The sequence below is a fragment of the Streptomyces sp. NPDC048295 genome, assembly GCF_040652135.1.
Classification (GTDB): domain Bacteria; phylum Actinomycetota; class Actinomycetes; order Streptomycetales; family Streptomycetaceae; genus Streptomyces.
In genome coordinates, this window is record NZ_JBEZLL010000001.1 from 533,300 (window position 1) to 557,935 (window position 24,636).

Sequence of the window (24,636 nt, forward strand, 5' to 3'; positions counted from 1 at the left end):
ATGCGGAAGGCCCTGGAGCACTCGGTGCCCCGGGGCCTTCGCCCCTGCTCCAGGACCTTCGCGCACACCCCCGGACCTTCACCCGTGCTCCAGGACCTGCGCGCACACTCCCGGGCCTTCGCCCGCACTCCGGAGCCCCGCGCGTACGGACCGCGCCGCCGCCGGGACGGCACGCCCCGGCGACTGCCTCAGGACGTCTTGAGGGCGGCGGCCATCTCCGCCAGCCGCTCCGGCGAGGCGGAACCCGTGACCACCGTGGTCGAGTCCTTGTCGTGGCGCACGAGAGCGTCGTACTTCGGGCCCTTCCAGTGCTGCCAGGCCTCACCCGCGACCTGCTGCGTACGCCCGGTGTCCTTGGCGTCCTGGCTGACCTCGGTCACGTACTTCTTCGCCGGGGACGTGGACTGCTCGACCGCGACGTACTTGCCCTCCGGGTCGAGGAAACCGAGGTGCCAGCTGTTGCCCGCCTTGCGGTCGTAGCTGACCGAGGTCGGCTTCCACTTCTCGGTCAGTCCGTCCGGCGCCGCCACGGGGTACGGCGCCGCGCGCCGGGCCGTCAGGAGCTCCACCCGGTAGTCGACCGCCTTGACCGGGTTGGCGTTCTCGTCGTGCGGAACGAAGATGTAAACAACCCCTGCCGCAGCGGAGATGACCGCCATCGACAGGAACATGTCCCGCACCGTCTGCTTGCCTCGCTTGCTAGCCACGGGTCCATGGTCGCATTGGCTCCGATGGGCCCGACCCGGGGGCAGCCGCTCATAAGTGACCCGGTCTGCTCATTTTGTCGACCTGACGATAGAGTCACAGCACCCTCTTCCGGTCGTCGCCGTACAGAAAGGTGCGCTCCGATGTCCGAGCATCATCTGCCGTCCCAGCTAGAGGTCTCCCCCGAGGCCCCCGACCGCAACCTCGCCCTGGAGCTGGTCCGGGTCACCGAGGCCGCCGCCATGGCGGCGGGGCGCTGGGTGGGCCGCGGCGACAAGATCGGCGCCGACGGTGCCGCCGTGAAGGCCATGCGGACCCTCGTCTCCACCGTCTCGATGAACGGCGTCGTCGTCATCGGCGAGGGCGAGAAGGACGAAGCCCCCATGCTGTTCAACGGCGAGCGCGTCGGTGACGGCACCGGCCCCGAGGTCGACATCGCCGTGGACCCGATCGACGGCACGACCCTGAACGCCAAGGGCATGCCGAACGCGATCGCCGTACTGGCGGCCGCGGACCGCGGCGCCATGTTCGACCCGTCGGCCGTCTTCTACATGGACAAGCTGGTCACCGGCCCCGAGGCCGCCGACTTCGTCGACATCAACGCCCCCGTCTCGGTGAACATCCGCCGTGTCGCGAAGGCGAAGAACTCCGCCCCCGAGGACGTCACCGTCGTCGTCCTCGACCGCCCGCGCCACGAGGGCATCGTCAAGGAGATCCGCGAGACCGGCGCCCGGATCAAGTTCATCTCCGACGGCGATGTCGCGGGCTCGATCATGGCCGCCCGCGAAGGGACCGGCGTCGACCTGCTGATGGGCATCGGCGGCACTCCCGAGGGCATCATCTCGGCCTGCGCCATAAAGTGCCTCGGCGGTGTCATCCAGGGCAAGCTCTGGCCCAAGGACGAGGCCGAGCGGCAGCGCGCGCTGGACGCCGGGCACGACCTGGACCGGGTGCTGTCCACCGACGACCTGGTCAGCGGCGACAACGTGTTCTTCGTCGCGACCGGCATCACGGACGGTGAGCTGATGCGCGGTGTGCGGTACCGCGCGGAGACGGCGACCACCGAGTCGATCGTCATGCGGTCCAAGTCCGGCACCATCCGGAAGATCGACTCCACGCACCGGCTCTCGAAGCTGCGTGCCTACAGCGCGATCGACTTCGACCGCGCGAAGTAGGTCCGGCGGCAGAAGAGGCGGAACACGAAGAGGCGCCCCCCGTGTGCGGTGGGGGCGCCTCTTCACGTAGCCGCCGTCGAGGCAGTGCGCGCGATGAAGGGGCCGTACGGGTCCGGGCCGCACCCGGGGCCACCGGGGGCGGTCAGCCCGCCGCGGCGATGCGGCCCGCCGCGGAGGCGGACGCGGAGGAGGCCTTGAGCTCCACCTCGCGCCGTCTGCGGCGGGCGAGCACCACACGGCGCTCGGCGGCGGTGAGTCCGCCCCACACCCCGTACGGCTCCGGCTGTATGAGCGCGTGCTCCTGGCATTCGATCATCACCGGGCAGCGCGCGCAGACCCGCTTCGCGGACTCCTCGCGCGCGAGTCTGGCAGCAGTCGGCTCCTTCGACGGGGCGAAGAACAGCCCGGCCTCGTCCCGGCGGCACACCGCCTCCGAGTGCCAGGGGCCGGACTGGTCCTCCCGCGCGGGGGTGCGCTGGGAAGGGACGACGGCGACCTGCAGGGGCTGATGCGGCAGTTGCAGCACGGTCTACTCCTGACGACGGCTTCGCGAGCGAGAGACGACGCAGCATTCCCTACCCGCTGTGCGCGTGCCCATGCACTGAGTGGCACCTGGTTCCAGGGGTGCAATTACCGTCGGCAGGGAATTTGGCTTGTTTTCGAAGGGGATAGCCGGGGCCGGTCCGGTTTCGCAGGAGTTTCCGTGAGTTCTCGCAGTTGTCACGAACGCGACGAAGAACGCAGTGGAGATGAGGCGAGGAGCACGCCGGGGAACGGCGCCCCTATCCGAGGTATTTGCGCAGCCGGTCCTGGAGATCCGCGATGAACTTCCCACGCTTGGGCTTCGCCTCGACGCTGCCGAACACGGAATAGCCGTTGACGACGACCACCGGCGCTTCGGGGTCCGCGGATTCCAGCGTGGCGACTTCGAAATTACCGAAGATGCCCGTGCCGCTGCCCCGCAGCGAGATGTTCTCGGGGACCTTGACGTCCACACTCCCGAAGACGGAGGTCGCGTTGATGACGGTGAGTCTCTGACCGAAAAGCGCCTCGGTCAGATCCACCTCCACGCTGCCGAAGAGTGCGAAGGCGTTCGTACGGCCGCCGACCCGCCAGCGGCCCTTGCGGGTCGAGCTGCTGAAGATCGCCACCAGGTTCTCGGCGGGGCCCGTGGGGCCCTCCTGGCCGTGGACACCCGGGGCGGCCGTGCGGGCGGCGCCCCCCGGGGCGGGCAGGTCCCGCACCAGCGGCTCCAGCTCGCCGACGGTCTTGGCGCGGTAGACCGCGTCGACCCGCTCGGCGTGCTCGTCGGCGGTGAGCCGGCCCTCGGCCATGGCTTCCCGCAGGATGTCCGCGATCCGGTCGCGGTCCGCGTCGGAGGCACGGATACCGGCCGGCTCCATCGGGGCCGCCTGCTGCTGGGGCTGCTTTTCGAGGTCCACCGGCCCAGCGTACCCAAACGCGATAGATCGCGACTAGTGGCTGTCCCTACCCGCCGCGTCGGCGGCTCCACGGGCGGTCGAACTGAGCCTTACCTCACAACTTCGGCACCCGTGCGGCGTTCTACCCTGGTGGGTGCGCTGCCCAAGGGAGGTCAGCCGCTGTCTGCCGAGTGAGGAATGGCCGTAATGCCAGAGTTTGCGTACTCCGATCTGCTCCCCCTGGGCGAGGACACCACGCCGTACCGCCTGGTGACCTCCGAGGGTGTCTCCACCTTCGAGGCCGACGGTCGTACGTTCCTCAAGGTGGCCCCGGAGGCGCTGCGCACCCTGGCCGCCGAGGCCATGCACGACATCTCGCACTATCTGCGCCCCGCCCACCTGGCGCAGCTGCGGCGGATCGTGGACGACCCCGAGGCGTCGTCGAACGACAAGTTCGTCGCGCTCGACCTGCTGAAGAACGCGAACATCGCCGCGGCCGGCGTGCTGCCGATGTGCCAGGACACCGGCACCGCGATCGTGATGGGCAAGCGCGGGCAGAACGTCCTGACCGAGGGCGGTGACGAGGAGGCTCTGTCGCACGGCATCTTCGACGCCTACACCAAGCTCAACCTGCGCTATTCGCAGATGGCTCCGCTCACCATGTGGGAGGAGAAGAACACCGGCTCGAACCTGCCCGCCCAGGTCGAGCTGTACGCCACCGACGGCGGCGCGTACAAGTTCCTCTTCATGGCGAAGGGCGGCGGCTCGGCCAACAAGTCGTTCCTCTTCCAGGAGACGAAGGCCGTGCTGAACGAGGCCTCCATGATGAAGTTCCTGGAGGAGAAGATCCGTTCGCTGGGTACGGCCGCCTGCCCGCCGTACCACCTGGCGATCGTCGTCGGCGGTACGTCGGCCGAGTTCGCGCTCAAGACCGCGAAGTACGCCTCCGCGCACTACCTCGACGAGCTGCCGGCCGAGGGCTCCCCCACCGGCCACGGCTTCCGGGACAAGGAGCTGGAGGAGAAGGTCTTCGAGCTGACACAGAAGATCGGCATCGGCGCCCAGTTCGGCGGCAAGTACTTCTGCCACGACGTGCGCGTCGTCCGCCTTCCCCGGCACGGCGCCTCGCTGCCCGTCGCGATCGCCGTCTCCTGCTCGGCGGACCGCCAGGCCACCGCGAAGATCACCGCCGAGGGCGTCTTCCTGGAGCAGCTGGAGAAGGACCCGGCCCGCTTCCTCCCGGACACCACCGACGAGCACCTGGACGAGTCGGGCGACGTCGTGCGGATCGACCTCAGCCGGCCGATGGACGAGATCCTCGCCGAGCTGACCAAGTACCCGGTCAAGACCCGGCTCTCGCTGACCGGCCCGCTGGTCGTGGCCCGCGACATCGCGCACGCCAAGATCAAGGAGCGGCTGGACGCGGGCGAGGAGATGCCGCAGTACCTGAAGGACCACCCGGTCTACTACGCGGGTCCGGCGAAGACGCCCGAGGGCTACGCCTCCGGCTCCTTCGGCCCGACGACGGCCGGCCGCATGGACAGCTACGTCGCGCAGTTCCAGGCGGCGGGCGGTTCCAAGGTGATGCTCGCCAAGGGCAACCGGTCCAAGCAGGTCACCGACGCGTGCGACGCGCACGGCGGTTTCTACCTCGGCTCGATCGGCGGCCCGGCGGCCCGGCTCGCGCAGGACTGCATCAAGAAGGTCGAGGTCGTCGAGTACGAGGAGCTCGGCATGGAGGCGGTCTGGAGGATCGAGGTCGAGGACTTCCCCGCGTTCGTCGTCGTCGACGACAAGGGCAACGACTTCTTCACCGAGCCCGCCCCGGCACCGACGTTCACCAGCATTCCGGTGCGGGGTCCGGGTCTCGCCTGACGCGCCGCGCCGTACGGGGCGCGCATGACGTCACGGCCCCGCGGGGGGCGTTCCGGCCGGAGCGCTCCCGCGGGGCCGTTCTCATGCCTCCAGCAGGCCCGACGTCGCGACCAGATAGCCGAGTTGGGCCCGGCTGTTGCTGCCCAGCTGCTCGGAGACCCTGCGCACGTGCTCGGCGACGCTGCGGCGGCTCATGCCGAGGCGGCGGGCGATCGACTCGTCCGTCTCGCCGCCCACGACCCCCTGCAGGATGGTCCGTTGCAGGTCGGAGGTGACGACCGGGGTGCGCAGCGGCACCCGTTCCGGGCGGACCGGGACCGCGCGGGCCCAGGCCTCGTCGAAGTGCCTGGCCAGGAAGCGGACCAGGGAGGGGTGCCGGATGCGCAGGGCCCGGTGCGGCTCGTCGGAGAACGGGACGAACGCGAGGTTCCGGTCGAAGACGATGATCCGGTCGGCGACCTCGGCGAGCGTTCTGACCTCGGCGCCCTCGGTCGTGACCCGCTCGATGTAGGCGAGCGTCGTACGGTCCGAGCGGACAGTGTGCTGGTAGATGGTCCGCTGCCGGATGCCCCGCCGCAGATTGCGCAGATCCCTGGGCAGCGACTCCTCCAGCACGTGCACGGGACGGCCGCCGCCCGGGTGGGCGGTGCGGACCTCCTCGCGGCAGCCCGCGACGCCCGCTTCGAGCGCCTTGCCGATGACCGCCTCGCCGGAGAGCCGGGTGAGGGCGGACGGTTCGAGCCGGTGCACGTCGGCGTACAGGCCCTCGAACACGGACAGGGCGGCGCGGGCCGAACGCAGCGAGCGGCGCTGCCGGGCGATCGCCGCCTCGATGGGCCCGAGCACGTCGAACGAAGCGGTCTCGGGCGGTACGGGGACGAGGCGTCCCGGCACGTCGCGGTCGGCCACCATCAGATGCAGGGCGCTCAGACAGCCGGGCACCTCACCCGCCGGAAGGCTTCCGTCCGCGAGCGCGCGCCGGTAGGCCGCGAGGGCCGGGTCACAGACGCGCTCCGGCGACGATTCGCGGCAATCGCACGCCCGTGGGCCGGAATGATCGTCCTTCACAAGCATGCAGATTACATTCGTGCAATCGCGCGGCCGTGGGCGAACGCGAATGCCCGGTGAGTATGTCCCGGTGACGCACGACATCGAACAGGCGGACGGCCGACCGAATCAGGCACCCGACAACGATCAGGCCGGCCGGGCGCGCGCGGAGCGCCGCTATCGATTCCTCGTCGCGGGATACGCGCTGTCCTCGTACGGCACCTTCCTGAATATGGTGGCGCTCAATCTGTTCGTCTACGAGACGACGGGCAGGGCGCTCGCGTTGGGCCTGTTCATGGCCGTGCGTCTGGCGTCCGGCTTTGTCGCCGGACTGATCGCGGGCGGTCTTCTCGCACGGTTCCGCGCGAAGAGCGTGATGCTGTGGACGAATGCGGCGCAGGCGGCGGTGATGCTCCTGCTGGTCTTCGCACCGGAGGGGATGCGGACGGCCGCGTTGACGGCCGTTTCCGTGGTGGTCGGCGGCTGCGGAACGCTTTTCATGGTGGCGCTGCGCAGCTCCATTCCGGAGATGGTCGGCGAGGACCGGCGATCCTGGGCCAACTCCCTTTCCATCACCGGGCGTTCGCTGGCGATGGTGGCCGGCTTCGCCTCCGCGGGCGTGGTGGTCTCGCTCGTCGGATACACCGCCGCGTTCGTGGTCGACATGGCCACCTTCGTGGTCTGCGCCGTGACGGTGGCACTGCTGCCGGTCCCGGGCGGGGGCGGCGGAAAGGACACCCGGCCGGATTCACAGGGGGATTCCGGCCGGGGTACGCGGAAGGGGCGGCCGGGCCGGTGGCGGCGGCCCGGCGCGTTCCTCGCGTCGGCCGCCGCGCCCGGTCTCGGTCTGATGGTGGTGCTGCGGAGTGTGGACGCCTTCGGCTCGTCCTCCCACAACGCCGCGCTGCCGGTCCACTCCGCCGCGCTCGACGCCGCACACCCCGCCGTGTTCGTCAGCGGGTTCTGGTGTCTGTGGGCGCTGGGGAACGTCGCCGCGCAGCAGGTGATCCAGCGGTACGTCAAGCGCACCGGGCGGACGGTGGGCGCGCCGGGCTTCGGATACGGCACCTGTCTGATGTCGGGGGCGTTCATCCTGGCGTTCGCCGGGTTCCCGTGGGCGGCGACCGTGGTGATCGCGCTGGTGGCGGGGGCGGCCGACGGGCTCACGGAGGTCTCGTACACCTCCCATCTGCAGACGCTCCCCGCCGGTCTGCGCTCCCATGCCTTCGGGCTCTCCGCGACCGTCGAGAACCTGGGCTTCGGTGTCGGCATGATCCTGGTCGCGGCGGCACTCGACAGATACAGCCCGCTGACCGTCGTCGCCTGGTCGCACGGGGCGGCCGTCGTGGTCGCGGTGATGTTCCTCATCAGGGTGTCCGGGCCGCGCGGGCGGGCCGGTGTACCCGCCGCCGGTCAGGACGGGCCGGTGCCGTGACGGCTCACGGGATTCACGGGATTCACCGGATTCAGGTACGACGTTATTCAGCCAATCTTGGGGCGATCGGCGCGGGGCCGGGCGCCCGTCACGCCGCCCCGCACACTCCCGGCGCGCCCCCGCCCGCCTCGGAGCCCGCCCGCGGCGCGGCCGGTGGGCCACCGCCGCTTTCACGCAGCGGACCGCGCGGCGGACTTGCGGCGTACCAGGCGGCTTTGGTGGGTTGTCGGACGTTCCTGGAGCGCTCCGCCCCCGCCTCGAACACCACCCGCACCGCGCCGCACCCGGCGGCCCGGCACGGGCACCTCCACCCTCACCGTCGAATCACCGGAAAGGCGGACGCCCGATGACGCCGCTTCCCCACCGCAGCCACAGCGACGACCTGCTGTCCTTCATCAGCACCAGCCCTTCCCCGTACCACGCGGTGGCCAGTGCCGCCCAGCGCCTGGAGAAGGCCGGCTTCCGCGAACTGCGGGGCACGGACGACTGGACGGGCACGACCGGCGGCAGTTTCGTCGCCCGCGGTGGTGCGCTGATCGCCTGGTACGTCCCCGAGGGCGCCCCGGCGCACACCCCTTTCCGGATCGCCGGCGCCCACACCGACTCCCCGAACCTGCGGGTCAAGCCCGCCCCCGACACCTCCTCCGCGGGCTGGCGGCAGATCGGTGTGGAGATCTACGGCGGCGTTCCGCTGAACACCTGGCTCGACCGCGACCTCGGCATCTCCGGGCGGCTCGCGCTGCGCACCCCGGGCGGCGGCACCGGCTCCCGGCTCGTCCGGATCGACGAACCCCTGATGCGGGTGCCCCAGTTGGCCATCCATCTGGACCATTCGGTCAACGAGGGGCTCGCGCTGGACCGGCAGCGCCACCTCGCCCCGGTGTGGGCGCTCGGCGAGCGCGAGGAGGGTGCGCTGCTGCGCCGGGTCGCGGCGGCCGCCGAGGCGGAGCCGGACGAGGTGCTCGGCTGGGACCTGATGCTGCACGACATCCAGCCGCCCGGATACCTGGGCGCGGACCGGGAGTTCGTGGTGTCGGCGCGGCTGGACAACCTGGTGTCCGTGCACGCGGGCGTCACGGCCCTGACGGCTGCGGCGACCGCTGCCGGGGCGACCGCGCACATCCCCGTGCTGGCCGCCTTCGACCACGAGGAGGTCGGCAGCGGTTCGGAGACGGGCGCGCAGGGACCGCTGCTGGAGCGGGTCCTCAGCCGCTCGGTCACCGCCCGCGGCGGCAGCCCGGAGGACTGGTCGCGGGCCCTGGCCGGTGCCTTCTGCGTCTCCGCCGACATGTCCCACGCGGTGCACCCCAACTACGCGGAGCGGCACGACCCGGAGCACCGTCCGCTGCCGAACGGCGGCCCCGCGCTCAAGGTCAACGTCAACCAGCGGTACGCCACCGACAGCACCGGCATGGCGGTGTTCGCGGCGGCGTGCGAGCGGGCGGACGTACCGTGGCAGCCCTTCGTCTCCAACAACGCGATGCCGTGCGGCACGTCGATCGGCCCGATCACCGGGGCCCGGCTGGGTGTGCCGACGGTCGACGTGGGGGTGCCGGGGCTGTCCATGCACTCGGCGCGCGAGCTGTGCGGGGCGGACGACCCCGGTCATCTGGCCGCCGCGCTGGGCGCGTTCATGACGTCCGGCTGATCCGCGCCGAACGGCCGGAGGGGCGGAGCGGCCTCGGCCGCCCCGCCCCTCCACACGCCGGTGGAACGGTCCCGTCACGCGAACCGCTGCTGCGCGCCGCCGTCGCAGCTCTGCAGCTTCAGCGGCTCCTTCGCACCGGCCAGCGTCAGGCACAGCCCGGTCGAGGCCGCCGGGCGCACGGTGCCCGACTGCATCACGAACTGCTGGTTGGCCGCGCCCGAGCAGTTGTACAGGATGAGCGTGGCGCCCGCCTTGTAGTCGGCACCCGGTACGTCCAGGCACCGGTCGTGGCTCAGCGCCGTACGGAGGGTCCTGGTGCCGGAGTCGTACCACCAGCCCTGGTTGCGGCCGCCGTGGCAGTCCCAGCCGCCGACCTTCGTGTCATTGCGGGTCACCGAGCCGGGAGCGTCCAGGCAGGTGCCCGTGGCCTCGTTCTTCAGGGGCTTGAACAGGTCGTCCCACGCCCCGGCCTGCAGGACCGGCTTTCCGGTGCTCGCCGGGTCGGCGCAGCCGGCCTCGCGCAGGTTCGAGTTGTAGATCTGGGTGAGGCAGGACGCGAAGGCACCGTGGCCGCTGGCGTTCGGGTGGTAGGACTGCCGCAGGGAGTTGGAGTCCGGCGGGAAGTGCCCGAGGTCGATGTAGAGACCGCGGGCCCAGGTGGACTCGCTGCAGACCTCGTGGCCGTGGAAGAGCCGGGAGTTGTCGAGGTAGACGGCCCCGGTGTCCGCGGCGGCCCTGCGCATGCCGCGCTCGAAGGCGGGCACGGCGGTGTTGCGGCCCCAGGCGGCGTCGGAGTCGTATCCGGCGCAGCCCCCGGGAAGCTTCCCGGGGAAGTTCGGGTTGTCGTAGAAGTCCGGGCCGATGGGGCTCGGGTAGCCCATGACCACGAGCTTGTAGTCGCTGTCGGCGTAGCCGGCCCCGGACATGACGGTCTTCAGGTCGCGCACCGTCTTCTCGACCTTGGGGACGAGCCCGTCGACGCGCGCCTGCCAGCCGCCGTCGTACTTGGGCTCGCAGGTGCCCTGGGAGAGCACCCAGCGCGTGACGCAGTCCGTCATGACCGGGCCGAACTGGAGGTCGTCGTTGGCACCCGCGACGAGCACGATCATCTTGATGCGGGTGTTGCGGGCCTTGATGGCGAGGTTGTCGCTCTGCACCAGCTCGTCGGCGTACTGCTTCGAGCCGCCGATCACGATGTTGCCGGTGTACGCGCCGGAGCAGGAGACGTTGTACGTGACGTCCGCCGGGATGCCGGTGCGGTGGATGGCCGAGTCGGGCGAGCGGTGGCACCAGTTGTCGGGGCCGTTGGTGCCGGCCTCGTACGTGCCGACGCCCTCGCCGGAGATCTCGCTGTCGCCGAGCGAGATCAGCCCGGTCTTGCGCTCCGCGAGCGGCCGCTCGGCCGGGTCGCCGTACAGCTTGGTGGCTTCCGCCGCGCGGACGGCCTCCAGTTCGGGCGACAGGGGGGTGGATGCGGTAGTGCTGGAACCGGACCGGTCCGTCGCGCCGGCCGGTCCGGCGGCGGCCATGCCGCCCAGTGCCGCCGCCATGGCCGCGGCGGCCGCGACCGTACAGCGGAGTCTGTGCCTGGTGCGCCTCATTGCGCCTCCCCGGGTTGTGGTTACCCCCGGTATTTACTGGTCGGTAGGCGACTTGGGAATAGACAGAACAAGACAAGTGCTCAACTTTTTCAGGAGGTTGAACGAGATGGACGAGTCACAGGCCGGCGCACGAACCCCCGCGGGCTCCGCGGATTTCCGTGTCGAACACGATTCGATGGGTGAGGTGAGGGTGCCCGCGCACGCCAAGTGGCGGGCCCAGACACAGCGCGCGGTGGAGAACTTCCCGGTCTCCGGGCAGCGCCTGGAGCGGGCCCACATCGAGGCCCTGGCCAGGATCAAGGCCGCCGCCGCCAAGGTGAACGCCGAGCTGAAGGTGCTCGACCCGGAGATCGCCGCGGCCATCCAGGAGGCCGCCGCCGAGGTCGCCGAGGGGCGCTGGGACGACCACTTCCCGGTCGACGTCTTCCAGACCGGCTCGGGCACCTCGTCCAACATGAACACCAACGAGGTGGTGGCCACGCTCGCCACCGAGCGCCTGGGCCGCGAGGTCCATCCGAACGATCACGTCAACGCCTCGCAGTCGTCCAACGACGTCTTCCCGTCCTCCATCCACATCGCCGCGACGGCGGCCGTCACCGGCGACCTGATCCCGGCGCTGGAGCATCTCGCCACCGCCCTGGAGCGCAAGTCCGCCGAGTTCGCGACGGTCGTGAAGTCGGGGCGTACCCATCTGATGGACGCCACGCCCGTCACCCTCGGCCAGGAGTTCGGCGGCTACGCGGCACAGATCAGATACGGGGTCGAGCGGCTGCGCGCCTCCCTCCCCCGCCTCGCCGAGCTGCCCCTGGGCGGCACGGCCGTGGGCACCGGCATCAACACCCCGCCCGGCTTCTCCGCCGCCGTGATCGCCGAGGTCGCCCGCACCACCGGGCTGCCGCTGACGGAGGCCCGCGACCACTTCGAGGCGCAGGGCGCGCGGGACGGGCTCGTGGAGACCTCGGGCCAGCTGCGCACCATCGCCGTCTCGCTCACCAAGATCTCCAACGATCTGCGCTGGATGGCGTCCGGACCGCGCACCGGACTGGCCGAGATCAGCCTCCCCGACCTCCAGCCGGGCTCGTCGATCATGCCGGGAAAGGTGAACCCGGTCGTCCCCGAGGCCGTGCTGATGGTCGCCGCCCAGGTGACGGGGAACGACGCGACGGTCGCCACGGCGGGCGCGGCGGGCAACTTCGAGCTGAACGTGATGCTTCCGGTCATCGCGAAGAACCTGCTGGAGTCGGTCCGGCTGCTGGCCAACGTCTCCCGGCTGCTCGCGGACCGCACGGTCGACGGGATCACGGCCAACGCGGAACGGGCCAGGGAGTACGCCGAGTCCTCGCCCTCCGTCGTCACCCCGCTGAACAAGTACATCGGCTACGAGGAGGCCGCGAAGGTCGCCAAGAAGTCCCTCGCCGAGCGCCGGACCATCCGCGAGGTGGTCCTGGACTCGGGATACGTCGAGCGCGGCGACCTCACCGTGGAACAGCTCGACGAGGCCCTGGACGTGCTGCGCATGACCCACCCGTGACCTGCGGCGCGGCAGCGGGGTTCCGGGGGCCTCTAAGATCCGTCCATGGCAGGCAAGGGAGACATCGAGCACTGGGCGCCGGGTGATCAGATCCTGTGGCGCTACCGCCGCAACGGCGTGTCGGACGGGGCCGGGGCGCCGGAGCGTGCTCCGGACCCGTTCCACATCTGCCGCCCCGTCACCGTGGTCCAGGACACCGACGAACTGCTCGCGGTGTGGGTGGCGCCCGGCACCGAGTGCGTGAAGCCGGTGCTGGCGGACGGCGGGGACGTGCACGCCGAGCCGCTGGCCACCCGCTACACCGCCCCGCGCACCACCGCCCGCTCCACCTGGCTGGGGAACGGCGTGCTGAAGCTCGCCCGGCCCGGCGAGCCCTGGTCCGTCTGGCTGTTCTGGGATCCGGTCTGGCAGTTCCGCAACTGGTACGTGAATCTGGAGGAACCGCACGCCCGCTGGCAGGGCGGCGTCGACTCCGAGGATCACTTTCTCGACATCTCCGTCCGCCCCGACCACAGCTGGGTCTGGCACGACGAGGACGAGTTCGCCATGGCGCAGCGCGCCGGTCTGATGGCCCCGCGGACCGCGCAGCGGGTGCGGGAGGCGGGCCGGGCCGCCGTCGAGGTGATCCAGGACTGGGGCGCCCCGTTCCGCGACGGCTGGGAGAACTGGCGGCCCGATCCACAATGGCGGGTTCCCGCGCTTCCGGATGACTGGGACCGCACCCCCGCGCGTATGCCGTCGTGAGACCCTTGATGCACCCCAGGGGGACAAACGTAGGATCGTCCTCCGGAGTGCCGCTCCACTCCAACCGGAATGCGCGGCACCGGACCTGACCACAAGTCACCGCACGAGCACCACGCACTGAATGAGCTGTATGAGCCGCGTCAGTCGTATGAATCGTATGAACCACTACCAGGGGGTGGAGACGTGCTCGCTGTTGCCCGCCCCGTCGCCGGAAACGTTGTCACCGACCCGCCCCGCAAGCATCCGGTTTCAGCCCCTCGTTCCGGGGCATCCGGTGACAGCCGTTGTTATCGCCGCTCCTGCCGGGGCACAGTAACGCCCCAACAGGTGATTGCCTCATACAACCGGCCCGGACGGACGGAACCCCACGCGTGACGGAGCACCCCACCTCCCACGAAGGCCGGCAGCCTCTCGCCGCCCGGTCGCAGGAACGCACCCGGCCGCGGCAGCAGGACGCCGCGCCGGCCGCTTCCCCTGCCTCCGCCGCGATCCCCAACCCGGCCGTGGCGCCGGGAGCGGGAGCCGGCCCGGCGGCGAGCGTCGCCCCCGCAGGACTCGATCCACAGGCCGCGGCCCGTCGCGAGGGCGACCGGCTGCGCTTCGTCGGGGCAGCCACCCGGCGGATCGCCCGCGGCATAGACCTGGACGAGATCGTGCTGGGCCTGTGCCGGGCCAGCGTGCCCACGTTCTCCGACGCCATACTGGTCTACCTCCGCGACCCGCTCCCGGTCGGCGACGAGCGGCCGGTCTCCCCCTTCGTGCTGCGGCTGCGCCGGTCCGACCGGCTGCGGCTGAGCGAGGAGGAGACGGAGAGCGCGCCGGACACCGAGCGCCTGCGGCTGCCGGTCATCGACCCGCACGGCGACCTGACGCCCGCGGCCGAGCTGTGCGAGGTCCGTTCGGGCGGCGCGCTGGCCGAGGTGCTGCGCGGGGTGCGGCCGGTCTTCGGGGACTCCGCGGCGGCCCGGGCCGCGCTGCCCGAGCTGCTCGGCAACGGCCGGACCGTGCCCACCGGACACCGCGCGATCCTCGCCCCGCTGCGAGGCCGGCGGCGGGTGATCGGCGCCGCGGTCTTCCTGCGCGGGACGGAACGGCCGCCCTTCGAGTCCAACGACCTCCTGGTCGCGGCCCAGTTGGCGACGCACACCGCGCTCGGCATCGACAAGGCCGTGCTGTACGGACGCGAGGCGTACATCGCCGACGAGCTCCAGCGCACCATGCTGCCCGACTCGCTGCCGCAGCCGACCGGCGTCCGGCTCGCCTCCCGCTATCTGCCGGCCGCCGAGACGGCCCGGGTCGGCGGCGACTGGTACGACGCGATCCCGCTGCCCGGGAGCAGGGTCGCCCTGGTCGTCGGCGACGTCATGGGCCACTCCATGACGTCCGCGGCGATCATGGGGCAGCTGCGCACCACCGCGCAGACCCTCGCCGGGCTCGACCTGCCGCCGCAGGAGGTGCTGCACCACCTCGACGAGCAGGCGCAGCGGCTCGGCAGCGACCGCATGGCGACCTGCCTGTACGCGGTGTACGACCCGGTCGCGCACCGGATCACCATCGCCAACGCCGGACATCCGCCGCCCGTCCTGCTCCACCTGGGCGGCCGTGCGGAGGTGCTGCGGGTGCCGCCGGGCGCCCCCATCGGTGTCGGCGGGGTGGACTTCGAGGCCGTCGAGCTGGACGCGCCCGCGGGCGCCACGCTGCTGCTGTACACCGACGGTCTGGTGGAGTCCCGGCTGCGGGACGTCTGGACCGGGATCGAGCAGCTGCGCGAGCGGCTCGCCGCCACCGCCCGGCTGACCGGCCCGGACCACTCGCCGCCGCTGGAGGCGCTGTGCGACGACGTCCTGGACATGCTCGGTCCGGGCGACCGGGACGACGACATCGCACTGCTCGCCGCCCGGTTCGACGGGATCGCGCCGAGCGACGTCGCGTACTGGCACCTCGAACCGGAGGAGACCGCACCGGGCCGGGCCCGCAGGCTGGCCCGCCGCGCGCTCGGCCGCTGGGGCCTCGACGATCTCTCCGATTCGGTGGAACTGCTGGTCAGCGAGGTGGTGACCAATGCGGTGCGGTACGCGGAGCGACCGGTGACGCTGCGGCTGCTGCGTACCGACACCCTGCGCTGCGAGGTCGGTGACGACTCCCCGCAGCTGCCCCGGCAGCGCCGGGCGCGTGACATGGACGAGGGCGGTCGCGGACTGTTCCTGGTGAACCGGCTCGCCAGGCGGTGGGGGGCGACGCGCCTTTCCACCGGCAAGGTGGTCTGGTTCGAGATGCCGACGCGGGGCCAGTAACAGGGCCGGGCGAGCGGGTCCGGAACGGGCACGGGGCAGAGCCCTGTACGCAGGGTAGCGAAATGTTGCCGACCTCCTGTCGGCGGGTTTGACTTCAGTCGTGAACGAGACGACCTGACCGAAACCCCCACCGACGGGAGGACGCTCGTGTCCGAGGAACCCAAGACCAGAAACACCCCCTACACCACGAACAACGCCGGAATCCCGGTGGAGAGCGATGAACACTCGCTCACTGTCGGGGCCGACGGACCGATCCTGCTCCAGGACCACTACCTCATCGAGAAGATGGCCCAGTTCAACCGTGAACGGGTCCCCGAACGAGTGGTCCACGCCAAGGGATCCGGCGCGTACGGCACCTTCAAGGTGACCAATGACGTCAGCCAGTTCACCAAGGCCGACATGTTCCAGCCGGGCAAGCAGACCGCCATGCTCGCCCGCTTCTCCACGGTCGCCGGTGAGCAGGGATCCCCGGACACCTGGCGGGACCCCCGCGGTTTCGCCCTGAAGTTCTACACGGAGCACGGCAACTACGACATGGTCGGCAACAACACGCCGGTCTTCTTCGTACGTGACCCGATGAAGTTCCAGGACTTCATCCGCTCGCAGAAGCGCCGTCCGGACAGCGCGGTGCGCGACCACGACATGCAGTGGGACTTCTGGACCCTGTCCCCCGAGTCCGCGCACATGGTGACGTGGCTGATGGGCGACCGGGGCATCCCGAAGACGTACCGCAACATGAACGGCTACAGCTCGCACACCTACATGTGGGTCAACGCGGGCGGCGAGCGGTTCTGGGTGAAGTACCGCTTCAAGACCGACCAGGGCATCGACTTCTACACGCAGGACGAGGCCGACCGGATGGCCGGTGTGGACGGCGACGTCCACCGCCGCGACCTGTTCGAGGCGATCAGGCGCGGTGACCACCCGAGCTGGACGCTGTATGTCCAGGTGATGCCGTTCGACGACGCGCCGGACTACCGGTTCAACCCGTTCGACCTCACGAAGGTGTGGCCGCACGGCGACTACCCGGAGATCGAAGTCGGCCGGATGACGCTGAACGAGAATCCGGAGGACTTCTTCGTCCACATCGAGCAGGCGTCCTTCGAGCCGTCGAACCTGGTGCCCGGCATCGGTCCGTCGCCCGACAAGATGCTGCTCGGCCGGCTCTTCTCGTACCCGGACACCCACCGGTACCGGATCGGCCCGAACTACGCGCAGCTGCCGCCGAACCGCCCGCGGTTCGGCCGGAACTCGTACGCGAAGGACGGCCCGATGCGGTACGAGCCGAGCCGTACCGGAGCGGTCTACGCGCCGAACTCCTACGGCGGCCCGGCGGCGGACACCGCGCGCTACGGCGACCCGGCGGGCTGGGCCACGGCGGGCGAGATGGTCCACGAGGCGTACAAGCTGCACAGCGAGGACGACGACTGGGGCCAGGCGGGCACGATGGTGCGCAAGGTGCTCGACGACGCGGCCCGCGAGCGGATGGTGGGGAACATTTCCGGCCATCTGCTGGACGGTGTGAGCGCTCCGGTCCTGGAGCGTGCGCTGCAGTACTGGCGCAACGTGGACAAGGATCTCGGCGACCGGATCGCCAAGAAGGTCAACGGCGGCTGACACGCGGGACAGAGATCAGGGGCGGTGCCGGCCGGCACCGCCCCTGACTCATGTGTTCACCGCCGGCTCAGGCGCTCACCGCGCGGGAGCGTTGTTGACGATGTTGTTCTCGTTGCCGTCGGCCGGTTTGCCGGGGACGCCGCCGCCCGGCTGGCCCGGGGACTGGCTCGGCGGCACATCCGGGGACTGGCTCGGCGGCGGCACGTCCGGGGACTGGCTCGGCGGCACGTCGGGCGACTGGCTCGGGCTCTGCGAGGGCACGTCCGGCGACTGGGACGGGCTGGTTTCGGTGCTCGCCGACTGCGAGGGGGTGGTCGGCGGGGTGGTCGGCATGGTCACCTCGCCGCGCTCGACGTCCTCCAGGTCGAACCGGGCGCTGGAGCCGCCGCCCAGGGCGCCGAGGGTGTAGTCCGCCCAGATCTGCGCCGGGAAGCCACCACCGTTGGCCCGGCCGGAGTTGGCCGTACCGGTCAGGCTGACCTGGCCGCCGCCGTCCTTGGGCGATTCGCCGAAGAGCGCGACGACCGTGGTGAGCTCCGGGGTGTAGCCGGCGAACCAGGCCGACTTGTTGTTCTCCGACGTGCCCGTCTTGCCCGCCGCCTCGTACGCCGAGGTGTTGGCCGCCCGGCCGGAGCCGCTGTCCACCACGCCGGTCAGGACGGAGGTCACGGTGTCGGCGGACTTGCGGCTGATCACCTGGCTGCCGATGCCCTTGACCGGCTCGACCGTCCGGTCGCGGTGCTTGGCCGACTTCACGATGAACGGGGTGACCTTCTTGCCGTGGTTGTCGAGCGTGGCGTACGCGCCCGCCATGTCCCAGGTCGAGGCGTTCATGGTGCCGAGCGTGATGGCGGGGCGCTCGGGGAAGTTCTCGTCCGGTACGCCGAGGGAGAGCGCGGTCCTCTTCACCGCGGGCGGGCCGACGTCGACGACCATCTGCGCGAAGACCGAGTTGACCGACGCGTTCATCGCCTTCTGCACGGTGACGCTGCCGTAGCTCTGGTTGTCCTCGTTCTCCGGGGCGAACGGGGTGTCGCTGCCCACCACGGGCCGCTTGCTGGTGCCGTCGTAGCGGGTGTTGACGCCGATCAGGTCGCCGTCCTGGGTCTTCGACCCGTTCTCCAGCGCGGAGGCGAGCACCAGCGGCTTGAAGGTGGAGGCGGGCTGGTAGTCCCGGCGGGTGGCGTTGGAGTAGTAGTGCTTGACGTAGTCCACGCCGCCGTAGAGCGCGACGACGGCGCCGGTCTTCGGGTCCACCGAGGTGGCGCCGGCCTGGACGGTCGCGTCGACCTTGTTGTTCTTGCGGTCCAGCTTCGACTCCAGCTGGCGGTCGACGGACTGCTCCAGCTGCTTCTGCCGCTTCTTGTCGATGTTGAGCGTGAAGGTCCAGCCGCCGGCCTGCCGCATCTCCGCGGTGATGCCCTGCTTCTCCAGCTCCTTGTTGGCCGCCTCGACGAGGTAGCCGGTCTGGCCCTCCATGCCCTTGGCGGGCTTGGCCTTGTCCGGGTACGGGAACGTGAGCTTGTCGCGCTCGGCCTTGCCGAGCCAGTGCATCTCGACCATGTTGTCGAGCGTGTAGCCCCAGCGCGCCTTGACCAGCTTCTTGCCGGTTTCGCTCGCGGTCTGCCAGTCGTACTGGCTGGGGGCCTGGAGCACCGAGGCCAGGTAGGCGCCCTGGGAGACGTTGAGGTCCTTGGCGTCGACCCCGTAGTAGGCCTGTGCTGCGGCCTGGATACCGCTGGCGCCCCGCCCGTAGTAACTGGTGTTGATGTACCCGGCGAGGATGTAGTCCTTGCCCTTCTTGTTCTCGATCTTGAGCGAGATCACCAGTTCCTTGAGCTTCCGGCTGATCGTCGGGTCCTGCGTCAGGTAGTAGTTCTTGACGTACTGCTGGGTGATGGTCGAGCCACCCTGCTTGCCCTTGCCGCTGAGGGTGTTGATCAGGCCGCGCGCGGTGCCCTTCAGGTCGACGCCCTTGTCGTCGTAGAAGGACTTGTTCTCGGCGGCGACGAAGGTGTGCTGCACATCCTTGGGCACCTCGGCCAGGTCCACGTTCTGGCGGTTGACCCCGTTGCCGGTGCGGGTCAGCAGTGACCCGTCGCTGTACTGGTAGACGTTGCTCTGCCGCTCGGCCAGGGCGTTGGCCTTCGGGATGTCCACGTACATGTAGAGCGCGACGAAGGCGCCCATGATCAGCAGGCAGAGTCCGAAGAAGGCGCCCACCATCTTCTTCCAGGTGAAGAGTCTGCGTATGCCGCCGCTCTTCGCGGCCCGCCGCGCTCCGCGCCGCTGGGCTCGTCGCGCATCCGCTCGACCCATCGCTGTTTCGCTCCTGTTTCTCTGCTCGACCAGATCCGCTCAGCCGAACCAGCTAACACCGTCGGCAAGGACAAAAAGCGAGCGATGCGGTCTTTTGCGGACGTGACAATCAGCACCCGTTCCCAAGGGAACCGACTCATGACAGGTGCCCAAGGTTGCGAACCCAGGTAATGTGTAATCACATTGCTAGCACCGAGTCAGTCTTTCGAAACGGGGGATCCCATGCCCGACCACGGCAATCCGCACGATGTGGCCACCCTTGCGGCCGACCTCGCACCCGACGCCCCGCAGATGCCCGAACCGCAGGTGAGAGAGGTGACGGCGCACAGCATCCCCGGCGGCCTCGGCCTGCTGCTGACCGTGCTGGGGGTGATCGCCGGCATCGGTCTCGCGATCGTCGGCGGCGTCGTCGGCTCCAACGGGAACAACGGCCTGGGCATCCCGGTCTGCATCTTCGGCGTCCTGCTCGTCATCGCCTCGTTCTTCTGCATGACGGGTGTGAAGATGGTCGCACCGGGCGAGGCCCGGGTGATCCAGCTCTTCGGCCGCTACGTCGGCACGATCCGCACCGACGGGCTGCGCTGGATCAACCCGCTCACCAGCAGCCGGAAGATCTCCACCCGGGTCCGCAACCACGAGACCGCGGTCCTGAAGGTCAACGACGCCTACGGCAATCCGATCGAGCTCGCGGCGATCGTCGTCTGGAAGGTCGAGGACACCGCGCAGGCGCTCTTCGAGGTCGACGACTTCCTGGAGTTCGTCGCCACCCAGACCGAGGCGGCCGTCCGGCACATCGCGATCGAGTACCCGTACGACGCCCACGAGGAGGGCGGCCTCTCACTGCGCGGCAACGCGGAGGAGATCACCGAGAAGCTGGCCGTGGAGCTCACCGCCCGGGTGCAGGCGGCCGGCGTTCGGATCATCGAATCGCGCTTCAGCCATCTCGCGTACGCCCCCGAGATCGCCTCCGCGATGCTCCAGCGCCAGCAGGCCGGCGCGGTGGTCGCGGCCCGGCAGCAGATCGTCGAGGGCGCGGTCGGCATGGTCGAGATGGCGCTCACCCGGATCGCCGAGCAGGACATCGTCGAGCTCGACGCGGAGCGCAAGGCGTCCATGGTCAGCAATCTGATGGTGGTGCTGTGCGGTGACCGCGCGGCGCAGCCGGTCCTGAACACGGGCACTCTTTACCAGTGACCGAACAGACCCCGGCCCGCCGGACCCCGCCGCAGCGCAAGCAGATGCTGCTGCGGCTGGATCCGGCGGTGCACGACGCGCTGGCCCGCTGGGCCTCCGACGAGCTGCGCAGCGCGAACGCCCAGATCGAGTTCCTGCTGCGCAGGGCGCTGGCGGAGGCGGGCCGCCTACCGGGTACGGCGCGGCCGATCCCCCGCCGGGGGCGGCCGCCGAAGGACGCGTCGGGCCCGTCCGACGGCTGAGCACCGGGGATTCCGGGGGCGAGAGCCCGGTATACACCAGAGGTATACACGCCGTGTACAGTGCTCGGCATGTCTATCGGCCACACCCTGCTCGGACTCCTGGAGTCCGGCCCCCGCCACGGCTACGACCTCAAGCGCGCGTTCGACGAGAAGTTCGGCCACGACCGCCCCCTGCACTACGGCCAGGTCTACTCGACCATGTCCCGGCTGCTCAAGAACGGCCTCGTCGAGGTCGACGGCGTGGAGAGCGGCGGCGGCCCCGAGCGCAAGCGGTACGCGATCACCGAGGCCGGGATCACCGATGTCGGCGCCTGGCTGGCGCAGCCGGAGAAGCCCGAGCCGTACCTGCAGTCGACGCTCTACACCAAGGTCGTCCTGGCCCTGCTCACCGGCCGCAGCGCCGAGGCCCTGCTGGACACCCAGCGCACCGAGCACCTGCGCCTCATGCGCATCCTCACCGACCGCAAGCGCAAGGGCGACCTCGCCGATCAGCTGATCTGCGACCACGCGCTCTTCCACCTCGAAGCCGATCTGCGCTGGCTGGAACTGACCGCCGCACGGCTCGACCGTCTCGCCGCGGAGGTGGGCGCATGATCCTCGCCGGTTCCCTGCTCAGCGCCGACAGCCTGCACAAGACGTACGGTCAGACGCCCGCCCTCGACGGCGCCTCGTTCTCCATCCACCCCGGTGAGGTCGTCGCCGTGATGGGCCCCTCCGGCTCCGGCAAGTCGACCCTGCTGCACTGCCTCGCCGGAATCGTCACGCCCGACCGGGGCACGATCACGTACGCGGGCCGCGAGCTCTCCGCCATGTCGGACGCCGAGCGCAGCGCCCTGCGCCGCACCGAGTTCGGCTTCGTCTTCCAGTTCGGCCAGCTCGTCCCGGAGCTGACCTGTGTCGAGAACGTCGCCCTGCCGCTCCGCCTGGCCGGCGCCAGGCGCAAGGAGGCCGAGCGCACCGCCCGCCACTGGCTGGAACGCCTGGAGGTCGACAACGTGACCTCCAAGCGCCCCGGCGAGGTCTCCGGCGGCCAGGGCCAGCGCGTCGCCGTGGCCCGCGCGCTGGCCGCCTCCCCGAAGGTGATCTTCGCGGACGAGCCGACCGGCGCCCTGGACTCCCTCAACGGCGAGCGGGTCATGGAGCTGCTCACCGAGGCCGCCCGGTCCACCAATGTCGCCGTGGTCCTGGTGACCCACGAGGCACGGGTCGCCGCGTACTCCGACCGCGACGTCACCGTGCGCGACGGCCGGACCCGCGACCTGGAGCACGCGGTATGACCCTGCTCGACCAGAAGAACGCACCGGCCGAGACCCCGCCGCGGCCCGCTCCGCCCACCGGTGTCGCCGCCTGGCTCCGCGACCTCGGCCTCGGCATCCGGTTCGCCGCGGGCGGCGGGCGCGAGGGCTGGATCCGCACCGTGCTGACCGCCGTCGGCGTCGGTCTCGGTGTGGCGCTGCTCCTGACCGCCGCCTCCGCGCCGCATCTGCTCCAGGAGCGGTCCGCGCGCAGCCAGGCCCGCGCCGAGAGCGCCGTCCCGGGCGGGCCGGACGCGCAGGCGAAGAAGTCCGACACCTCGGTGCTCCGGGTCAATGCGGAGACCGAGTACCGCGGCCGCACTGTCGAGGGCTGGCTGATGCGCCCGGACGGTGCGCGTCCGGTCGTCCCGCCGGGCATCGCGCGCTTCCCCGGCGCGGACGAGATGGTGGTCTCCCCCGCTCTGAAGGAGCTGCTGGACTCCTCCGAGGGCAGCCTTCTCAGGGAACGGCTGCCGTTCCGGATCACCGGCACGATCGCCGACTCCGGCCTGGTCTCGCCGGGGGACCTGGTCTACTACGCGGGCAGCGACACCCTGACCCCCGCCAACGGCGGTCACCGGATCGCCGGTTACGGGAATCCGGGCGAGGGCGAGGAGATGCCGCCCGTCCTCATCGTGCTGATCATCATGATCTGCGTGGTGCTGCTGGTGCCGGTCGCGATCTTCATCGTGACGGCGGTGCGGTTCGGCGGCGACCGCCGCGACCGCCGGCTCGCCGCGCTGCGCCTGGTCGGCACGGACATCCGGATGACCCGCCGGATCGCGGCCGGCGAGGCCGTGTTCGGGGCGCTCCTCGGGCTGCTGACCGGTGTGGTGCTCTTCCTGGTGGGGCGTCGGTTCGTCGGTCGCATCGAGATGTGGGACGTCAGCGTCTTCCCGTCCGACCTGGTGCCCGACCTCCGGCTGACGGCGCTGGTGGTGGTCGCCGTACCGCTGACCGCGCTGGTGGTCACGCTGGGCGCCCTGCGCTCGGTGGTGATCGAGCCGCTCGGCGTCGTACGGGGCGGCCGCAACCGCAGGCGCCGGTTCTGGTGGCGGCTGGTGATGCCGGTCGCGGGCCTGGTGGTGCTCGGCATGACCGGCAGGGTCGACGAGTTCACCCCGGTCGATCCGTACCCGATCGCGGCCGGTGCCGTGCTGGTCCTGGTCGGGCTCGCACTGCTGCTGCCGTGGCTGGTCGAGGCGTGCGTGAACCGGCTGCACGGCGGTCCGGTGCCCTGGCAGCTGGCCACCCGCAGGCTCCAGCTGAGCAGCGGCGCGGCCTCCCGCGCGGTCAGCGGCATCACGGTCGCGGTCGCGGGCGCGGTGGCGTTGCAGATGCTGTTCGCGGCGGTGGGCGACGAGTTCAACAGGATGACCGGGCAGGACCCGTCGCGGGCCCAGTTCTACACGTTCTCCGCGCAGGTCACCCCGGAGGCGGCCGCCCGGACCATCAAGGAGTTCAAGGCCACCAAGGGGGTCGAGGCCGTCATCGGCAAGGTCGAGGTGTACGTCACCCGGCCGGGCAAGTACGCGGAGAACGACGTCCAGCCCACCACCAGTCTGATCGTCGGCGACTGCGGGACCCTGCGCGAGCTGGCCCGGATCGATTCCTGCACGGACGGCGACACCTTCGTGGTCCACCCCAGGAAGGACAAGGAGCTGTCCGACTGGGTCGACCAGACGGCCCGCAAGGGGAAGGAGGTCGAGATCAGCAGCGCTCCCGGCGGGAAGACGATGCGGTGGACCCTGCCCGCGGACTCCCCGACGGTGGTCGCCCGCCACGATCCGCTGGGCGAGGACTCCTGGGGCATCATGGCCACCACCGGCGCGATCGACCCGAGCACGCTGCCGGGCGCGACCACCCAGTCGCAGATCCGGGTCGACGAGAGCGTCGAGGACGTCGCGGAGTACGTACGCAACACCGCGGCCAGGCTCGACCCCGCGATGCGGGTCTCGTCCCTCAAGTCGGTGGCGCGTGACGAGAAGTACGCCAGTGTGCAGCGCGGCCTCCAGGTCGGTGCGACCGCGACGCTGCTGCTGATCGCCGCCGCGATGCTGGTCGCCCAGCTGGAGCAGTTGCGCGAGCGCAAGCGGCTGCTCTCGGTGCTGGTCGCCTTCGGTACCCGGCGCTCCACCCTCGCCTGGTCGGTGCTCTGGCAGACCGCCGTGCCGGTGGTCATCGGACTGGCGGTGGCCGTGGCGGGCGGGCTCGGCCTGGGCGCCGCGCTGATCGCCATGCTCGGCAAGGAGGTCACCGACTGGTGGCTGTTCCTGCCGATGACCGGAGCGGGCGCGGCACTGATCCTGCTGGTCACGCTGGTGTCGCTGCCGCCGCTGTGGCGCATGATGCGCCCGGAGGGCCTGCGTACGGAGTGACGGGGCGGTGGTGGAGGGGGTGCCCGGCCAATGACCTGGCCCGGCTGGCGAGTTATGTGGAGGCGGAGCGCGAGACCGGGGCGGCGCGGCCCACATTCGCTGCCGTGCACGGTGA

At 70.7% G+C, this 24,636-nt stretch carries 19 protein-coding genes; 13 read left to right on the plus strand and 6 right to left on the minus strand.

Features of this window, described 5'->3' with window-relative positions; translation table 11 throughout:
- Positions 1 to 188: 188 nt before the first annotated feature.
- Complete coding sequence (locus AB0D53_RS02330; RefSeq protein ID WP_362438727.1) at positions 189 to 707, minus strand: DUF4245 domain-containing protein; 519 nt, start codon at positions 705 to 707, stop codon at positions 189 to 191.
- A 141-nt stretch (positions 708 to 848) separates the two neighbouring features.
- On the opposite strand from AB0D53_RS02330, the gene glpX reads away from it, so the two are divergent.
- Positions 849 to 1,880, plus strand: a complete 1,032-nt coding sequence (glpX, locus tag AB0D53_RS02335; RefSeq protein ID WP_124716631.1) for a class II fructose-bisphosphatase — start codon at positions 849 to 851, stop codon at positions 1,878 to 1,880.
- A gap of 142 nt (positions 1,881 to 2,022) precedes the next feature.
- Here glpX and AB0D53_RS02340 read toward each other — a convergent pair whose 3' ends face one another.
- A complete protein-coding gene (locus tag AB0D53_RS02340; protein WP_362438730.1) occupies positions 2,023 to 2,406 on the minus strand; it encodes a WhiB family transcriptional regulator in 384 nt (127 codons plus the stop codon).
- A gap of 256 nt (positions 2,407 to 2,662) precedes the next feature.
- A complete protein-coding gene (locus AB0D53_RS02345; RefSeq protein ID WP_362438733.1) occupies positions 2,663 to 3,322 on the minus strand; it encodes a DUF1707 domain-containing protein in 660 nt (219 codons plus the stop codon).
- Positions 3,323 to 3,508: 186 nt separating this feature from the next.
- On the opposite strand from AB0D53_RS02345, the gene AB0D53_RS02350 reads away from it, so the two are divergent.
- A complete protein-coding gene (locus tag AB0D53_RS02350; RefSeq protein ID WP_362438736.1) occupies positions 3,509 to 5,176 on the plus strand; it encodes a fumarate hydratase in 1,668 nt (555 codons plus the stop codon).
- An 81-nt stretch (positions 5,177 to 5,257) separates the two neighbouring features.
- Here AB0D53_RS02350 and AB0D53_RS02355 read toward each other — a convergent pair whose 3' ends face one another.
- Positions 5,258 to 6,244: a LuxR C-terminal-related transcriptional regulator gene (locus AB0D53_RS02355; RefSeq protein WP_362438843.1), complete on the minus strand. Its 987-nt coding sequence runs from the start codon at positions 6,242 to 6,244 to the stop codon at positions 5,258 to 5,260.
- A gap of 70 nt (positions 6,245 to 6,314) precedes the next feature.
- On the opposite strand from AB0D53_RS02355, the gene AB0D53_RS02360 reads away from it, so the two are divergent.
- Together AB0D53_RS02360 and AB0D53_RS02365 are read left to right on the plus strand one after the other, a co-directional pair.
- Complete coding sequence (locus AB0D53_RS02360) at positions 6,315 to 7,658, plus strand: MFS transporter (protein ID WP_362438739.1); 1,344 nt, start codon at positions 6,315 to 6,317, stop codon at positions 7,656 to 7,658.
- 346 nt (positions 7,659 to 8,004) lie between these two features.
- Entirely contained in the window at positions 8,005 to 9,306 is a 1,302-nt protein-coding gene (locus AB0D53_RS02365; protein ID WP_362438742.1) for a M18 family aminopeptidase, read from the plus strand.
- A 74-nt stretch (positions 9,307 to 9,380) separates the two neighbouring features.
- Here the strand turns inward: AB0D53_RS02365 and AB0D53_RS02370 are convergent, their stop codons facing one another.
- Positions 9,381 to 10,907: a ricin-type beta-trefoil lectin domain protein gene (locus AB0D53_RS02370; RefSeq protein ID WP_362438745.1), complete on the minus strand. Its 1,527-nt coding sequence runs from the start codon at positions 10,905 to 10,907 to the stop codon at positions 9,381 to 9,383.
- 106 nt (positions 10,908 to 11,013) lie between these two features.
- Between AB0D53_RS02370 and AB0D53_RS02375 the strand changes: the two genes are divergently transcribed.
- From AB0D53_RS02375 to AB0D53_RS02390, 4 genes are all read left to right on the plus strand, one after another.
- A complete protein-coding gene (locus AB0D53_RS02375; protein WP_362438748.1) occupies positions 11,014 to 12,438 on the plus strand; it encodes a class II fumarate hydratase in 1,425 nt (474 codons plus the stop codon).
- Positions 12,439 to 12,483: 45 nt separating this feature from the next.
- Positions 12,484 to 13,182 carry a DUF402 domain-containing protein gene (locus AB0D53_RS02380; RefSeq protein ID WP_362438751.1) on the plus strand — a complete coding sequence of 233 codons (699 nt, stop codon included), beginning with the start codon at positions 12,484 to 12,486 and terminating at the stop codon, positions 13,180 to 13,182.
- Positions 13,183 to 13,553: 371 nt separating this feature from the next.
- Entirely contained in the window at positions 13,554 to 15,476 is a 1,923-nt protein-coding gene (locus AB0D53_RS02385; RefSeq protein WP_362438754.1) for an ATP-binding SpoIIE family protein phosphatase, read from the plus strand.
- Positions 15,477 to 15,623: 147 nt separating this feature from the next.
- Positions 15,624 to 17,093 carry a catalase gene (locus AB0D53_RS02390; protein ID WP_362438757.1) on the plus strand — a complete coding sequence of 490 codons (1,470 nt, stop codon included), beginning with the start codon at positions 15,624 to 15,626 and terminating at the stop codon, positions 17,091 to 17,093.
- Between the two features lie 75 nt (positions 17,094 to 17,168).
- Here the strand turns inward: AB0D53_RS02390 and AB0D53_RS02395 are convergent, their stop codons facing one another.
- Entirely contained in the window at positions 17,169 to 19,412 is a 2,244-nt protein-coding gene (locus tag AB0D53_RS02395) for a transglycosylase domain-containing protein (RefSeq protein ID WP_362438760.1), read from the minus strand.
- Between the two features lie 222 nt (positions 19,413 to 19,634).
- Here AB0D53_RS02395 and AB0D53_RS02400 point away from each other — a divergent pair, with 222 nt between their 5' ends.
- From AB0D53_RS02400 to AB0D53_RS02420, 5 genes are all read left to right on the plus strand, one after another.
- Positions 19,635 to 20,606, plus strand: coding sequence for an SPFH domain-containing protein (locus tag AB0D53_RS02400; protein ID WP_362438763.1), 972 nt, complete (start codon positions 19,635 to 19,637; stop codon positions 20,604 to 20,606).
- Positions 20,603 to 20,848 carry a hypothetical protein gene (locus tag AB0D53_RS02405; protein ID WP_329818131.1) on the plus strand — a complete coding sequence of 82 codons (246 nt, stop codon included), beginning with the start codon at positions 20,603 to 20,605 and terminating at the stop codon, positions 20,846 to 20,848. Before AB0D53_RS02400 ends, AB0D53_RS02405 begins: the two co-directional genes overlap by 4 nt.
- Positions 20,849 to 20,917: 69 nt before the next feature.
- The gene (locus tag AB0D53_RS02410; RefSeq protein ID WP_124716644.1) at positions 20,918 to 21,442 is read left to right on the plus strand and encodes a PadR family transcriptional regulator; all 525 of its coding nucleotides are present in this window, start codon (positions 20,918 to 20,920) and stop codon (positions 21,440 to 21,442) included.
- Positions 21,439 to 22,125 carry an ABC transporter ATP-binding protein gene (locus tag AB0D53_RS02415; protein WP_362438767.1) on the plus strand — a complete coding sequence of 229 codons (687 nt, stop codon included), beginning with the start codon at positions 21,439 to 21,441 and terminating at the stop codon, positions 22,123 to 22,125. Before AB0D53_RS02410 ends, AB0D53_RS02415 begins: the two co-directional genes overlap by 4 nt.
- On the plus strand, positions 22,122 to 24,521 hold the full coding sequence (locus AB0D53_RS02420; protein WP_362438770.1) for an FtsX-like permease family protein: 2,400 nt from the start codon (positions 22,122 to 22,124) through the stop codon (positions 24,519 to 24,521). Before AB0D53_RS02415 ends, AB0D53_RS02420 begins: the two co-directional genes overlap by 4 nt.
- Positions 24,522 to 24,636: the final 115 nt, after the last annotated feature.

Excerpts from the sequence above, each read along its gene's own strand:
- glpX (WP_124716631.1), top strand. The coding sequence starts at position 849 with ATGTCCGAGCATCATCTGCCGTCCCAGCTAGAGGTCTCCCCCGAGGCC.
- AB0D53_RS02350 (WP_362438736.1), top strand. The coding sequence starts at position 3,509 with ATGCCAGAGTTTGCGTACTCCGATCTGCTCCCCCTGGGCGAGGACACC.
- AB0D53_RS02365 (WP_362438742.1), top strand. The coding sequence starts at position 8,005 with ATGACGCCGCTTCCCCACCGCAGCCACAGCGACGACCTGCTGTCCTTC.
- AB0D53_RS02370 (WP_362438745.1), bottom strand. The coding sequence starts at position 10,907 with ATGAGGCGCACCAGGCACAGACTCCGCTGTACGGTCGCGGCCGCCGCG.
- AB0D53_RS02375 (WP_362438748.1), top strand. The coding sequence starts at position 11,014 with ATGGACGAGTCACAGGCCGGCGCACGAACCCCCGCGGGCTCCGCGGAT.
- AB0D53_RS02380 (WP_362438751.1), top strand. The coding sequence starts at position 12,484 with ATGGCAGGCAAGGGAGACATCGAGCACTGGGCGCCGGGTGATCAGATC.
- AB0D53_RS02395 (WP_362438760.1), bottom strand. The coding sequence starts at position 19,412 with ATGGGTCGAGCGGATGCGCGACGAGCCCAGCGGCGCGGAGCGCGGCGG.
- AB0D53_RS02400 (WP_362438763.1), top strand. The coding sequence starts at position 19,635 with ATGCCCGACCACGGCAATCCGCACGATGTGGCCACCCTTGCGGCCGAC.
- AB0D53_RS02410 (WP_124716644.1), top strand. The coding sequence starts at position 20,918 with ATGTCTATCGGCCACACCCTGCTCGGACTCCTGGAGTCCGGCCCCCGC.
- AB0D53_RS02415 (WP_362438767.1), top strand. The coding sequence starts at position 21,439 with ATGATCCTCGCCGGTTCCCTGCTCAGCGCCGACAGCCTGCACAAGACG.
- AB0D53_RS02420 (WP_362438770.1), top strand. The coding sequence starts at position 22,122 with ATGACCCTGCTCGACCAGAAGAACGCACCGGCCGAGACCCCGCCGCGG.